At 72.0% G+C, this 13812-nt stretch carries 13 protein-coding genes; 11 read left to right on the forward strand and 2 right to left on the reverse strand.

Annotated features, from left to right (window positions below; translation table 11 throughout):
• The first annotated feature begins 17 nt into the window (after positions 1-17).
• From rsmA to ACZ4EF_RS03355, 9 genes are all read left to right on the forward strand, one after another.
• On the forward strand, positions 18-917 hold the full coding sequence (gene rsmA / locus ACZ4EF_RS03315) for a 16S rRNA (adenine(1518)-N(6)/adenine(1519)-N(6))-dimethyltransferase RsmA (RefSeq protein ID WP_467502498.1): 900 nt from the start codon (positions 18-20) through the stop codon (positions 915-917).
• Positions 918-1053: 136 nt separating this feature from the next.
• On the forward strand, positions 1054-1986 hold the full coding sequence (locus tag ACZ4EF_RS03320) for a 4-(cytidine 5'-diphospho)-2-C-methyl-D-erythritol kinase (RefSeq protein WP_391162321.1): 933 nt from the start codon (positions 1054-1056) through the stop codon (positions 1984-1986).
• 86 nt (positions 1987-2072) lie between these two features.
• Positions 2073-3863: an ABC-F family ATP-binding cassette domain-containing protein gene (locus ACZ4EF_RS03325; protein WP_355337968.1), complete on the forward strand. Its 1791-nt coding sequence runs from the start codon at positions 2073-2075 to the stop codon at positions 3861-3863.
• Between the two features lie 228 nt (positions 3864-4091).
• Complete coding sequence (locus ACZ4EF_RS03330; protein WP_467502500.1) at positions 4092-5819, forward strand: PQQ-binding-like beta-propeller repeat protein; 1728 nt, start codon at positions 4092-4094, stop codon at positions 5817-5819.
• Positions 5820-5971: 152 nt separating this feature from the next.
• A complete protein-coding gene (locus ACZ4EF_RS03335) occupies positions 5972-6700 on the forward strand; it encodes a helix-turn-helix transcriptional regulator (RefSeq protein WP_355337974.1) in 729 nt (242 codons plus the stop codon).
• 238 nt (positions 6701-6938) lie between these two features.
• Entirely contained in the window at positions 6939-7985 is a 1047-nt protein-coding gene (gene galT, locus ACZ4EF_RS03340) for a galactose-1-phosphate uridylyltransferase (RefSeq protein WP_401310334.1), read from the forward strand.
• Between the two features lie 68 nt (positions 7986-8053).
• Positions 8054-9034: a UDP-glucose 4-epimerase GalE gene (gene galE, locus ACZ4EF_RS03345; RefSeq protein WP_355338102.1), complete on the forward strand. Its 981-nt coding sequence runs from the start codon at positions 8054-8056 to the stop codon at positions 9032-9034.
• Entirely contained in the window at positions 9031-10179 is a 1149-nt protein-coding gene (gene galK / locus ACZ4EF_RS03350; protein ID WP_467502501.1) for a galactokinase, read from the forward strand. The genes galE and galK overlap by 4 nt, the downstream gene beginning before the upstream one ends.
• Before the next feature lie 426 nt (positions 10180-10605).
• Positions 10606-11388, forward strand: a complete 783-nt coding sequence (locus ACZ4EF_RS03355) for a LuxR C-terminal-related transcriptional regulator (protein ID WP_188282377.1) — start codon at positions 10606-10608, stop codon at positions 11386-11388.
• Here ACZ4EF_RS03355 and ACZ4EF_RS03360 read toward each other — a convergent pair.
• Positions 11347-11844 (reverse strand): MarR family winged helix-turn-helix transcriptional regulator, encoded by a 498-nt coding sequence (locus ACZ4EF_RS03360; RefSeq protein WP_355337983.1) that lies wholly within the window; start codon positions 11842-11844, stop codon positions 11347-11349. The two genes, ACZ4EF_RS03355 and ACZ4EF_RS03360, sit on opposite strands and share 42 nt — an antisense overlap.
• Before the next feature lie 166 nt (positions 11845-12010).
• Between ACZ4EF_RS03360 and ACZ4EF_RS03365 the strand changes: the two genes are divergently transcribed.
• Together ACZ4EF_RS03365 and ACZ4EF_RS03370 are read left to right on the forward strand one after the other, a co-directional pair.
• Complete coding sequence (locus ACZ4EF_RS03365) at positions 12011-12841, forward strand: trans-aconitate 2-methyltransferase (RefSeq protein WP_467502503.1); 831 nt, start codon at positions 12011-12013, stop codon at positions 12839-12841.
• Complete coding sequence (locus tag ACZ4EF_RS03370; protein ID WP_391162315.1) at positions 12838-13257, forward strand: VOC family protein; 420 nt, start codon at positions 12838-12840, stop codon at positions 13255-13257. The genes ACZ4EF_RS03365 and ACZ4EF_RS03370 overlap by 4 nt, the downstream gene beginning before the upstream one ends.
• Before the next feature lie 50 nt (positions 13258-13307).
• Here the strand turns inward: ACZ4EF_RS03370 and ACZ4EF_RS03375 are convergent, their stop codons facing one another.
• Positions 13308-13799 carry a DUF4232 domain-containing protein gene (locus ACZ4EF_RS03375; protein ID WP_391162558.1) on the reverse strand — a complete coding sequence of 164 codons (492 nt, stop codon included), beginning with the start codon at positions 13797-13799 and terminating at the stop codon, positions 13308-13310.
• Positions 13800-13812: the final 13 nt, after the last annotated feature.

The following is a 13812-nucleotide window of genomic DNA, read 5'->3' on the forward strand; positions in this document are numbered from 1 at the left end:
CCCGTACTCTTGCGGGTGTGAGTACGACAGATCCCGACGCCCTCCTCGGACCGGCCGACATCCGTGAACTGGCCGCGGCACTGGGGGTGCGCCCCACCAAGCAGCGCGGGCAGAACTTCGTCATCGACGCGAACACGGTGCGGCGGATCGTCAGGACCGCCGGGGTGCGCCCCGAGGACGCGGTCGTCGAGGTCGGTCCCGGACTCGGCTCGCTCACCCTCGCGCTGCTGGAGGCCGCCGACCGGGTCACCGCGATCGAGATCGACGACGTGCTGGCCGCCGCCCTGCCCGCAACAGTCGCCGCGCGCATGCCGGACCGGGCGGACCGTTTCGCCCTGGTGCACAGCGACGCGATGCGGGTGACGGAACTGCCGGGGCCGCCGCCCACCGCCCTGGTGGCGAATCTGCCGTACAACGTGGCGGTGCCCGTCCTGCTGCACATGCTCGCCGCCTTCCCGAGCATCGAGCGCACCTTGGTGATGGTCCAGGCCGAGGTCGCCGACCGGCTGGCCGCGGGGCCGGGCAACAAGGTGTACGGAGTGCCGTCGGTGAAGGCCAACTGGTACGCGGAGGTCAAGCGCGCCGGTTCCATCGGCCGCAATGTGTTCTGGCCCGCGCCCAACGTCGACTCCGGTCTCGTCTCGCTGACCCGGCGTGACCCGCCGAAGACCACCGCCACCCGCGAAGAGGTCTTCGCCGCCGTCGACGCGGCCTTCGCCCAGCGCCGCAAGACGCTGCGCGCGGCGCTGTCCGGCTGGGCGGGCTCGGCCCCGGCCGCCGAGGCCGCGCTGGTGGCCGCAGGGGTCTCCCCGCAGGCCAGGGGCGAGGAACTGACGGTGGAGGAATTCGCCGCCGTCGCCGAGCACAAGCCCGTCGCCGAGCACAAGCCCGCGGCCGAACACAAGCCCGGGGTCTGACGCCGCCGCACCGTAAACCTGCCGCCGCCCGTACCTGCCGCTGCCCGTACCCGCCGCCCGCGAATCCCCAGCCCGTGAATCCGCCGCGCCCGGCGGACCGCCCTCCGTACGCACCACCCTCGCAAGGGAGCCAGCAGTGACCGCCGCACCCGTCACCGTCCGCGTGCCCGCAAAGGTCAACGTCCAGCTCGCGGTCGGCGGTCGCCGCCCCGACGGTTTCCACGACCTGGCGAACGTCTTTCTGGCGGTCGGCCTGTACGACCATGTGACAGCAGTGCCCGCCGACGCGTTGACGATCACCGCGTCCGGCCCGGACACCGACAGCATCCCGCTGGACGCCACCAATCTGGCGGCCAAGGCGGCGGTCGCGCTCGCCGCGCACCATGGCGTCGATCCCGTTGTGGGATTGCACATCACCAAGGACATCCCTGTGGCGGGCGGCATGGCGGGCGGCAGCGCGGACGCGGCGGCGGCGCTGCTCGCCTGCGACACCCTGTGGGGCCTGAACACCCCGCGCGCCGACCTGCTCGCGATCTGCGCGGAGCTGGGCAGCGACGTGCCGTTCAGCCTGGTCGGCGGCGCGGCGCTGGGGGAGGGCAGGGGTGAGATCCTCACGCCGCTGGAGGTGGCGGGCCCCTTCCACTGGGTCTTCGCCGTCGCCGACGGCGGCCTGTCCACCCCGGCCGTCTACCGCGAGTGCGACCGCCTGCGCCGCGAGTCCGGCGCGGGCGACACCACCGACGACGTACCTGCGCCCGTCGCCGACCCCGCGCTGATCGACGCGCTGCGCACCGGCGACCCGTACGCGCTCGCCGCCGTCCTGGTCAACGACCTCCAGGCCGCCGCCCTGTCCCTGCGGCCCGCGCTGGCCGACACCCTGGCGACCGGCACGGACGCGGGCGCGCTCGCCGCGCTGGTCTCCGGCTCGGGACCCACCTGCGCCTTCCTCGCGCCGGACGCCGACACCGCCGCCAAGATCGCGGTCACCCTCACCGCGTCCGGCACCTGCCGCACCGCCCGCCCGGCCGCCTCCCCGGCCCCCGGCGCGACCGTCGTCCCCGCCCCCTGACCGCCGGGGCACCACCCGGAACCGGCACCTCACCGCGCCGCACTACGCTGAAGCAGAACCCCCGCGAACCCCTGGAGCGTACGAGAGTGGCCGTCAACCTGGTCAACGTCGAAGCCGTCGGCAAGACATACGGCACGCGAGCGCTGCTCGAATCCGTGTCCCTCGGCGTCTCCGAAGGCGACCGCACCGGCGTCGTGGGCCGCAACGGCGACGGCAAGACCACCCTCATCCGGCTGCTCGCCAAGCTGGAGGAGCCGGACACCGGCCGCGTCACCCACCAGGGTGGGCTGCGACTGGGCGTCTTGACGCAGAGCGACAGCCTCGACCCGGCCGCGACCGTGCGCCACGAGGTGATCGGCGACCGCGCCGACCACCAGTGGGCGGGCGACGCGAAGATCCGCGACGTGCTGACCGGCCTGTTCGGCGGCCTGGACCTGCCCGGCTTCCCGCTCGGCCTGGACACCGTCATCGGCCCGCTCTCCGGCGGCGAGCGGCGCAGGATCGCGCTCGCGAAGCTGCTGATCGAGGAGCAGGACCTGCTGGTCCTCGACGAGCCGACCAACCACCTCGACGTCGAGGGCATCGCCTGGCTGGCGGGCCACCTCGGCACCCGCCGCTCCGCGCTCGTCTGCGTCACCCACGACCGCTGGTTCCTCGACCAGGTCTGCACCCGCATGTGGGACGTGCAGCGCGGCTCGGTGTACGAGTACGAGGGCGGCTACAGCGACTACGTGTTCGCGCGCGCCGAGCGGGAACGGATCGCGGCCACCGAGGAGACCAAGCGGCAGAATCTGATGCGCAAGGAGCTGGCCTGGCTGCGCCGCGGCGCCCCGGCCCGCACCTCCAAGCCGCGCTTCCGCATCGAGGCGGCGAACGAGCTGATCGCCGACGTGCCGCCGCCGCGCGACACCGCGGAGCTGATGAAATTCGCCAACTCCCGCCTCGGCAAGACGGTCTTCGAGTTGGAGGATGTGACGGTCCAAGCGGGCCCCAAGGTGCTGTTGAAGCACCTGACGTGGCAGCTCGGCCCCGGCGACCGCGTCGGCCTGGTCGGCGTCAACGGCTCGGGCAAGACCTCACTCCTGCGGGCGCTCGCCGAGGCCGCGGCGACCGGCGGCGACCAGCAGCCGGCGGCCGGCAAAGTGGTCGTCGGCAAGACGGTGAAGCTCGCTTACCTCTCCCAGGAGGTCGCCGAGCTGGACCCGAACTGGCGGGTGCTCCAGGCCGTGGAGTCGGTGCGGCAGCGCGTCGACCTCGGCAAGGGCCGGGAGATGACCGCGGGGCAGCTCTGCGAGAAGTTCGGCTTCACCAAGGAGAAGCAGTGGACGCCGGTCGGCGACCTGTCCGGCGGTGAGCGCCGTCGGCTCCAGATCCTGCGGCTGCTGATGGACGAGCCCAATGTGCTGTTCCTGGACGAGCCCACCAACGACCTCGACATCGAGACGCTCACCCAGCTGGAGGACCTGCTGGACGGCTGGCCCGGCTCGATGCTGGTGATCAGCCACGACCGGTACTTCCTGGAGCGCACCACCGACCGCGTCTTCGCGCTGCTCGGCGACGCCAGCCTGCGCATGCTGCCGCGCGGGGTGGACGAGTACCTGGAGCGCCGCCGCCGGGTCGCCGAGGCCGCGGCGCCCGCCCCGGCGCCCGCCAAGGACAAGCCCACGGGCGACACCCGCGCGGCGAAGAAGGAACTCCAGCGCATCGAGCGGCAGCTCGACAAACTCGGCCAGCGCGAGGCGAAGCTGCACACCGGCATCGCCGACAATGCGACCGATTTCGAGAAAGTCGCCTCCCTGGACGCCGAATTGCGCGCGCTGCGCGAGGAGCGCGAGGAACTGGAGATGCGCTGGCTGGAGTTGGCGGAGGACGCGTAACACCCCTTCACATGAGGCGGGTAAGACCCCTTCACCTGGGGCGGGTAAGACCCCTTCACCTGGGGCGGGTAACACCCCTTCGCAGGTGAAGCAGAATCCCTCGACGTGTGAAGACGTGTAGCGGCCAGGTAACGGTCGGGCCGCTCCCCGAGGGGGTGGTGGGGGCGGGTGATAGAAAGAATTTCCGTTCATCCGTCCCTGATTCACCTGTGCCCGAAGGACCTGTTGATGTCGCAGCCGCCCCCGCCGCCCCCCGGAAACCCGCCGCCGCCCGGCGGTGGTTACGGATACCCGGGCCAGGCGGGCCCGGTTCCCGGTAACGAGAACCCGTACGCGCAGCCGGTGCCCCCCGGCCAGAACCCGTACGCGCAGGCGCCCACCCAACCGGCCTTCCCGCAGCAGCAGTACGGCGGCCGGCAGGGACCTCCGCCGCCGCCCGGCCAGGTGCCGCCCCCGCCCCCGCCGCCCGGTCAGGTGCCGCAGGGGCAGACACCGCCCCCGCAGTACGGCTACCCGCAGCCCGGCCAGGTCCCGCCGCAGCAGCAGGCGTACGGCTATCCGCAGCAGCAACAGCCGCCGTACGGGCCGGGACCCTCGGGCTATCCCGCCCCCTCAGGCGGCTCGTCGAACAACAAGCTGATCGTGATCGTCGCGGCGGTCGTCGCCGCGGTGCTGGTGATCGGCGGCGGTGTGTACTTCGCGACCAAGAGCGGCGGCGGCGACGACCCGGCGCCCAAGCCGCAGGCCAACGCCGGTGGCGCCAACGGCGGTACGAACACCGCCAAGACGCACAATTCGACACTGTCGTACAAGTGGGACAAGCCCGCGGACCCGGTGGCGTCGAAGGACAATCTGAAGAGCGTCCTCGGCGTCTGGTTCACCGACAAGTACGTGGTGAAGAACGAGATCGACAAGGTCGTCGGCTACGACCTGGGCACCGGCGCGGTGGCGTGGACCGTACCGACACCGTCGAGCGGCGACTGCACGGCCGCGCGCGACTCCAACAACAACCTGACGGCCGTCCAGTTCGGCGCCAGCTGCGAGCAGGTCATGGTGATCGATCTCGCGGCGGGCAGGGCGGTGTGGACGGCGAAGCTGCCGGTCGGCAGTTCGGAGAAGGCGGACTTCGACTACAGCGAGATGGCGATCAGCGGCGACACGCTCGGCGTGGACTGGCTGGAGGGCTCGATCGGCTACCGGCTGAGCACCCAGAAGGTGCTGTGGCGGTCGGGCAACGGTGACTGCGAGGACGACGGCTACGCGGGCGGCAAGCAGTTCGTGGCGATCGTCAACTGCGGCTACAAGACGTACAAGGTCCAGGTCATCGATCCGGACAACAACGGCAGCGCCAAATGGTCGTGGACGGCGCCGGTCGGCACCAAGGTCTCGGCCGTCGTCTCCACCGACCCGGTGGTGGTGGTGCTCGGCACCGAGGGCGAGAGGCAGACGGACGTGGCGACGATCGTCGACGGCCGTCTCCAGTCGCGGGTCTCGCTCGGCACCGACAAGTACGACATCAGCACGGACGGCACCGAGATGCAGGCCGTGCACAATGTGATCGTCAGCAGTGACACCCTCTATCTGTCGCTGACGAGCAAGCACGACAGCAACGGCCAGGTGCTCAGCGGGATCGTCGCGTTCAACCTGAGCGACGGCAAGCAGAAGTGGATCGCCAAGCCCGACAGCAAGCACGACATCCAGGGCCTGGCGATCGAGGACGGCAAGCTGCTCGCGTACGAGCCCGCCGACTACGACGTGCAGGGCCGTCTGGTGACCCTGGACCCGGCCAGCGGCGCGCTCACCACCTACGCGCAGTTCGACACCGACGCCTCGCAGAAGCTGAACGTGTCGGCGATGCGCAGCTACCCCGTCTGGCACGACGGTCATTTCATCATCGCGACGCGCACGGTGTACGCCTCCTCGTCCGACCAGACCTATCTGGTGACCTTCGGCTGACGAGCTACGGTAATTCCGGATTCGCCGGAACCTTCTGTTCGATAGGGGGCGCGGCCGGTGGTGGATGCGTGTAGCTTCGCCGCCTAGGGCGGTATGCGTAGGGGTCGGGGTCGGCAGTGGTCCGGACCCCGGGGGGATAGGGGATACCCGACATGGGCGTACGGCTCGTGGTCGTTGACGACCACCGCCTGCTCGCCGAGGCGCTGGCCTCGGCACTGAAGCTGCGCGGGCACCGGGTGCTCGCGGCGGCGGCGCCCGCGGCGGGCGCGGCGGAACTGGTACTGAGCAGGTCTCCCGAGGTGTGCCTGTACGGCACGGCCGCACCGGCCGAGCCGGGCGCCTTCGACGCGGTGGCCAGGATCAAGCGGGAGCGCCCGGCGGTCGCCGTGGTCGTCCTCGGACCGGTACCCGACCCGCGCGGCATCGCGGCGGCCTTCGCGGCCGGCGCCTCCGGTTACGTACGCCACGACGAGCGCATCGAGGGCGTGGAGCGCGCGATGGCCAAGGCGCGGGCCGGGGAGGTCGCGGTGGCGCAGACGCTCCTCCAGGGCGCCTTCGCGGAGCTGCTCAACCCCGCGCGGCAGCCGGACGACGAGGGCGCGCGGCTGCTGGAGATGCTGACACCGCGCGAGATCGAGGTCCTGGTGCGGGTCGCGGAGGGTGAGGACACCCGGCTGATCGCGGCGGGCATGCGGATCGCGCCGAGCACCGCGCGGACGCATGTGCAGCGCGTCCTGATGAAGCTGGGGGTCGGCTCCCGGCTGGAGGCCGCCGCCCTGGCGGCCCGCACCGGCCTGCTGGACCGCGCGGCGGCCGAAGGCGCCCCGGCGTCCGCGGCGTTCCCGCAGTCCTCCGCGGCCGGTCCCGGCGCGGCGGGCTGACGCACCGACCCCAGCACCCCCCTTTTTCCACACGTTTTCCGCACGTCTTCCGCACGTCTTCCGCACGCGGGGCGGCACCTCCCGACAGGAGGTGCCGCCCCGCTCTCGCGTGCGCGGACACTTACCACCACAATCAACCTGTTTCAAGCATCTTCCCGGAGTCCCCATTGACCGGGCTGTTATTTTGTGGTTCCTTGTGTTTGATTATGTTGAGTGCTTGTGATGAGGGGCCTCAAGGGTGAAGAAGACGACGACCCGGCTCGCCGACGGCCGTGAGCTGATCTATTACGACTCCAGGGACGACGTCGTGCGCGACGCCGTGGACCGCCGTCCGCTGGAGCCCGTCGCCACCGAGTCCGAGCTGCGCGCCGACCGGCTGCTGGGCGACACCGTCGCCGTCGCCTCGCACCGGCAGGGCCGTACGTACCACCCGCCCGCCGACGAGTGCCCGCTGTGCCCCTCGCGCGAGGGCCGGCTGAGCGAGATCCCGGACAGCGACTACGAGGTGGTCGTCTTCGAGAACCGCTTCCCCTCGCTGGCCGGTGACGCGGGCCGCTGCGAGGTGGTCTGCTTCACCCCCGACCACGACGCGTCCTTCGCCGACCTGAGCCCCGGCTCCGCCCGCCTGGTGCTGGACGCCTGGACCGACCGCACCCGCGACCTGGGCCAGCAGCCCGGCGTGGAGCAGGTCTTCCCGTTCGAGAACCGCGGCGCGGAGATCGGCGTCACCCTCGGCCACCCGCACGGCCAGATCTACGCCTATCCGTTCGTCACACCGCGCACCGCCCTGATGCTGCGCTCGCTCGCCGAGCACCGCGAGCGCACCGGCGGGCGCAACCTCTTCGACGACGTCCTCGCCGACGAGCGCGCGGACGGCCGCCGAATCGTCCTCACGGGTGAACACTGGACCGCCTTCGTGCCGTACGCCGCGCACTGGCCGTACGAGGTGCACCTGTATCCCCACCGGCGGGTGCCCGACCTGCTCGGCCTCGACGAGGACGCGCGCGCCGAGTTCCCGCGGGTCTATCTGGAGCTGCTGCGCCGCTTCGACCGGATCTTCGGCGAGGGCCAGCCGCGTACCCCGTACATCTCCGGCTGGCACCAGGCGCCGTTCAACGCGCCGGACCGCCGCGATTTCGCGCTCCATCTGGAGCTTTTCACTATCCGGCGCACATCGGGCAAGCTGAAGTTCCTCGCGGGCTCCGAGTCCGGAATGGGCGCTTTCATCAACGATGTGCCGCCGGAGTCCGCGGCGTTGCGACTGCGAGAGGTAGCGAGTCAGTGAGCACCGAGCGAGCGGGCACCGAGTCGACGACCGCCCAGCGGGAGACGGCCGCCCGGCCCAAGAAGGTCCTGGTCACCGGCGGCGCCGGATACGTCGGCGGGGTCGTCGCCGCCCATCTGCTGGAGGCCGGGCACCGGGTGACGGTGCTGGACGACCTGTCGACCGGCTTCCTCGCGGGCGTGCCCAAGGGCGCCGACTTCGTCGAGGGCCGCGTCCAGGACGCCGACAAGGTGCTCGACAGCACCTATGACGCGGTGCTGCACTTCGCCGCCTCCTCGCAGGTCGGCGAGTCCGTCGCCGTACCCGAGAAGTACTGGCGCAACAACGTCGGCGGCACCCTCGAACTGCTCGCCGCCATGCGGGACTCCGGCGTACGCACCCTCGTCTTCTCCTCCACCGCCGCCACCTACGGCGAGCCCACCGCCATCCCCATCACCGAGGACGCGGCGACCGCGCCCACCAACCCGTACGGCGCGACGAAGCTCGCCGTCGACCACATGATCACCAGCGAGTGCGCGGCGCACGGCCTGTCCGCCGTCTCCCTGCGGTACTTCAACGTCGCGGGCGCGTACGGCGGCCACGGCGAGCGGCACGACCCCGAGTCGCACCTGATCCCGCTGGTCCTCCAGGTCGCGCAGGGCCGCCGCCGCGCGGTCTCGGTCTTCGGCGACGACTACCCGACGCCGGACGGCACCTGCCTGCGCGACTACATCCACGTCGCGGACCTGGCCGAGGCGCATCTGCTGGCGCTCGACAAGGCGCCTGCGGGCGAGCACCTGATCTGCAACCTCGGCAACGGCAACGGCTTCTCGGTCCGCGAGGTCATCGAGACCGCCCGCCAGGTCACCGGCCACCCCATCCCGGCCACCGACGAGCCGCGCCGCGCGGGCGACCCCGCCGTACTGGTCGCCTCCGCGGAGCGCGCCAGGCAGCGGCTCGGCTGGCAGCCCAGCCGCACCGACCTCGCGGAGATCATCCGCGACGCATGGAATTTCACCCGGTCGCTGTCGCAGGACCACTCGCCGACGCAGGGGGAGGACGGACGATGACGGAAGCCACGACGGAAGCCGCGTTCGAGATCGCGTTCAAGAACATCTTCGGGCGCGCGCCCGAGGGCATATGGGCGGCGCCCGGCCGGGTCAATCTGATCGGCGAGCACACCGACTACAACGACGGCTACGTCATGCCGTTCGCGCTCCCGCACCGCACCCGGGCGGCCGTCGCCCGCCGCGACGACGGGCTGCTGCGCGTGCACTCCGCCGACATGGACGGCGGCATCGTCGAACTGCGCGTCGACGAACTGGCTCCCGGTACGACCGGCGGCTGGGCCGTCTACCCCGCGGCCGTCCTGTGGACGCTGCGGCAGGCGGGCCACGCCATCGGCGGCGCCGACATCCACTACGACAGCAATGTGCCGGTCGGCGGCGGGCTCTCGTCCTCCGCCGCCCTCCAGGTCGTCACCGCCCTGGCCCTCACCGAACTGCACGGCCTGGACCTGCCCCGCCAGGAGTTGGCCCTGCTCTGCCAGTCCTCGGAGAACACCTACGTCGGCGCGCCCGTCGGCGTCATGGACCAGACCGCGTCCGCCTGCTGTACGCAGGGGCACGCGCTCCACCTCGACGTGCGCGGGCTCACGCAGCGCCAGGTGCCGTTCGACCTGGCCGCGCAGGGGCTGCAACTGCTGGTGGTCGACACCCGCGTCAAGCACGCGCACGCCGACGGGGCGTACGGCGAACTGCGCGCGGGCTGCGAGGCCGCCGCCGCGGCCCTCGGCGTCCCCGCCCTGCGCGACGTCCCCTACGACGGGCTCGACGCCGCGCTGGCCGCCCTCCCCGACGAGCGGCTGCGCCGGCTCACCCGGCACGTGGTGACCGAGAACCGGCGCGTCGAGGAGGTCATCGCGCTTCTGGACGCCGGGCGCACCCGCGAGATCGGGCCCGTCCTGACCGCGGGACACGTCTCGCTCCGCGACGACTTCCGGATCTCGTGCGCCGAACTCGACCTCGTGGTCGACACCGCGCTCGCCAACGGCGCCCTGGGCGCCCGTATGACCGGCGGCGGCTTCGGCGGCTCCGCCATCGTCCTGGCGGAGGCTGCCGACATCCCGGCGCTGTCCGCGACCATCCAGGCCGCCCTCCCGGCGGCCCGGCTCTTCCCGACGACGGCGGGCCCCGGAGCGCACCGGCTGGTTTAGCGGGGCCCGGATCTCAAACCCGGTTCTCATACCCGGTTCCCAGACCCCGTTCTCCGACCCCGTGCTCAAATCCCGTTCCCCACTCCCGTTCCCCGCTGTCGGACGGGTCGGTCCGTGTGAAGCTCGGCACGCGCGGACCGGCCCGTTCGGCGCGTGCGGGGCCGCTCCCGTCACCGTGGTCACTCCGGTACCACAAGACGGGGGAATCCGGAATTCCGCGACGGAGAACTTCCGTCAAGACGGTGTTAACGGGGGCGCGACGCCCTACGCTTTTGAGACAGCGCCGGTGGGGGCCGGCGTGCATCAGGGGGCGAGACGCAAGGGGTTCGGCACCCGGGGAGGGGCGGCGGTCCCGATCCGGGTGCCGGATCCCGCGCGAATGCCGCCCCGCCACTGGGGGAGTGCCCAACACCGGGAGTGGTACCCGTGGGACGAATCCGCGTTCTCGTCGTCGATGATCATCGCATCTTCGCCGAGTCGCTTGCCGCCGCGCTCGCGGCGGAGCCCGACGTCGACGTCTCGGCCGCGGGGAGCGGCCCGGCCGCTCAGCGCTGCCTGGACCGCGCGGCGGCCGACAACCGGCGCTACGACGTCCTGCTGGTGGACGCCGATCTGGGGGACGGTCCGCGACCGCCGGTGACGCTCGCGGCGGTGCCGCGCATCCCGGTCGAGCAGGAACCGGTCCTGGACGGCCTGGCGCTGGTGGAACGGGTCAGGGCCGAGTATCCGGGGACCCGTACCGTCGTGCTGGCCGAGCGGGACGACGCCCGCAGGGCGGCCCGCGCGCTCCAGGCCGGGGCGTCGGGGTGGGTCGCCAAGGACTGCTCGCTGTCACGGCTGCTCGCGGTCGTACGCGGCGTGCTGCGCGACGAGACGCATCTGCCGCCCGCGCTGCTGACCGGGGTGCTGCGCGAGCTGACGGCCGCCCGCAGGCACCGCACCGAGAGCGAACGGCTGGTGGAGTCGCTGACGCCGCGCGAGCAGGAGGTGCTGCGCTGCATGGTCGCGGGCCTGGGCCGCAAAGCCGTCGCCGAGCGGCTGTTCCTGTCGCCGCACACCGTCCGCACCCATATGCAGAATGTGCTGGGCAAGCTCGGCGTGCACTCGACGCTGGCGGCGGTCGCGCTGGCCCGCAGGGCGGGCGTGGGGCCGGTGGAGCTGGTGCCGTCAGCCGGGGACGTTGTCGAAAGGCGCGGTCAACTGTCGTAGCAGCCCGGCCAGTTCACCGCGCTGCCGGGCGGACAGCTCGCCCAGGATCGCGCGTTCCTGCGCGAGCAGTCCGGCCAGCGACTGGTCCGCGCGCTCCTGGCCCTCCACGGTGAGCCGGACGAGCACGCCGCGCCGGTCGCTGGGGTCGGGCAGCCGCTCGACGAGCCCGCGCTGGGCGAGCCGGTCGATCCGGTTGGTCATCGTGCCGGAGGTGACCAGCGTCTGGGTCAGGAGCTGGCCCGGCGAGAGCTGGTACGGCGGTCCGGCGCGGCGCAGCGAGGTGAGCACGTCGAACTCCCACGGTTCGAGACTGTGCTCGGCGAAGGCCAGCCGCCGCGCGCGGTCGAGGTGCCGGGCGAGTCTGCTGACCCGGCTGAGCACCTCCAGCGGCTCCACGTCGAGGTCGGGGCGCTCTCGGCGCCATGCAGCGACCAGCCGGTCGACCTCGTCCTCCATGCGCTCAGTGTAGTAGGTCTGTCGATATGAAGTCTCTTGATATGAAGCCTCTTGACTTCAAGAGATATGTCGGAGGAGCCTGGACACCGACCAGAGGGCAGAACCTCGCCCTCCGTTTCGGTAGCGGCTGTGCGCAGCCGGCTATGAAAAGCCAGGGAGTACGACGATGCACGCAGCGCCAACGTGGGACCCGCAACAGTATCTCCGGCACTCCACCCACCGCACCCGCCCTTTCCTCGACCTTCTCACCCGTATCCAGGATCTGCCGGGCGGCGAGGCGCCCCGGATCGCCGACATCGGGTGCGGTCCGGGCAATGTCACCGCGCTGCTCGCCGACCGCTGGCCCGGAGCCCGGATCACCGGCTTCGACAGCTCCCGCGAGATGCTGGACGCGGCGGCGCGGTACGCGGGACCCACGGCGGGCGGCGGTGAGCTGGACTTCCGGCAGGCCGACGCGGCGCACTGGGTGCCCGAGGAGTCCTTCGACCTGATCGTCTCCAACGCCGCGCTCCAGTGGGTGCCCGGCCACGCCGACCGCTTCCCCGGCTGGCTCGACCACATCACGCCCGGCGGCACCCTGGCCTTCCAGGTGCCGGGCAACTTCACCGCGCCCAGCCACGCGCTGCTGGGCGAGCTGTGCGACACCCCGCGGTGGCGCGACCGGCTCGACGGACACGGCCGCCGCTACGTCCACATCCTCAGCCCGGCCGACTATCTGGAGCGGCTGACCGAACTGGGCTGCGCGGCCGACGTGTGGGAGTCGACGTATGTGCAGTTGCTCCAGGGCGAGGACCCGGTGCTGGAGTGGACCAAGGGCACCGCGCTGCGGCCGGTGCTGACCGCGCTGGACGGCGACCGGGGGGCGGTGACGGAATTCGTCGGCCAGTACCGCGACCTGCTGCGCAAGGCGTACCCGCCGGGCCCGCACGGGACGGTCTTCCCCTTCCGGCGGATCTTCACCGTCGCGCGCAAACAGGGGCAGGAGGCGGCGGCGTGACGCGGGGAGCGGCAGGGGGGACGGCGGGGGGCGCCGACGGCTTCGGGATCGCGGGGGTCGACCACGTCCAGCTCGCCGCGCCGCCGGGCAGCGAGGAGGCGCTGCGCGCGTACTACGTCGGGGTGCTGGGGATGGCCGAGCTGACCAAGCCCCCGGTGCTCGCGGCGCGCGGCGGCTGCTGGTTCGCGGCGGGGGACGCGGTGCTGCACTTAGGGATCGAGGAGGACTTCAGGCCCGCCCGCAAGGCCCACCCGGGCATCCGCGTCACCGGGATCCACGCCTTCGGCAAGGAGCTCCAGGCGCGCGGCGCCAAGGTCGTCTGGGACGACGACCTGCCGGGCCACTCCCGCTTCTACTCCGAGGACCCGGTCGGCAACCGGCTGGAGTTCCTGGAGCCGACGGCGATGAGAGCCTGACGGTCGCGCGCGGGGGCGTCGGGCGAGCGTGCCCGACGCCCCCACGCGTCCTACAGCAGCAAGAAGGCCGCACCGATAAGCGCCGCCCCCAGCGCCGCCAGCGTCCACGCCGTGCGCCGCATCCGCAACGCCCCGCCGGCCACGACCGCGGCCAGCAGCAGGGCTCCGGCCAGCGGCACCCAGGAGAAGAACAGGCCGCCCCAGTCGGACCGTACGACCGTGTTCGTCCCGGGCTTCACCACGACCGGCACACGGTCGCCGACATGGTGTGTGACCGGCAGGCTGATGACCACCTTCGGGCGGGCGACGGCCGACCCCTTCGGCGCGAAGGGTCCGGTGCAGGTGGAGTCGCCGCAGTTCGTCAGCGTCATCGTGCCGTGCTCGTGCCCCTTGGTGAGCACCACGTATTGCGCGGTCTTCCACGAGTCCCAGGCGCCGGACGCCAGGAGCAGCAGCACCAGCGCCCACCCGCCCACCACCCGGGCCAGCAGGACCAGCCCCCAGGTGCCCTCGGCCATCCGGCGGGAACGGCTGCGTTTCACCATGCGGGCGATC

The sequence above is a fragment of the Streptomyces sp. NPDC025721 genome, assembly GCF_055558595.1.

Excerpts from the sequence above, each read along its gene's own strand:
- ACZ4EF_RS03330 (WP_467502500.1), top strand. The coding sequence starts at position 4,092 with ATGTCGCAGCCGCCCCCGCCGCCCCCCGGAAACCCGCCGCCGCCCGGC.
- ACZ4EF_RS03335 (WP_355337974.1), top strand. The coding sequence starts at position 5,972 with ATGGGCGTACGGCTCGTGGTCGTTGACGACCACCGCCTGCTCGCCGAG.
- galK (WP_467502501.1), top strand. The coding sequence starts at position 9,031 with ATGACGGAAGCCACGACGGAAGCCGCGTTCGAGATCGCGTTCAAGAAC.
- ACZ4EF_RS03360 (WP_355337983.1), bottom strand. The coding sequence starts at position 11,844 with ATGGAGGACGAGGTCGACCGGCTGGTCGCTGCATGGCGCCGAGAGCGC.
- ACZ4EF_RS03365 (WP_467502503.1), top strand. The coding sequence starts at position 12,011 with ATGCACGCAGCGCCAACGTGGGACCCGCAACAGTATCTCCGGCACTCC.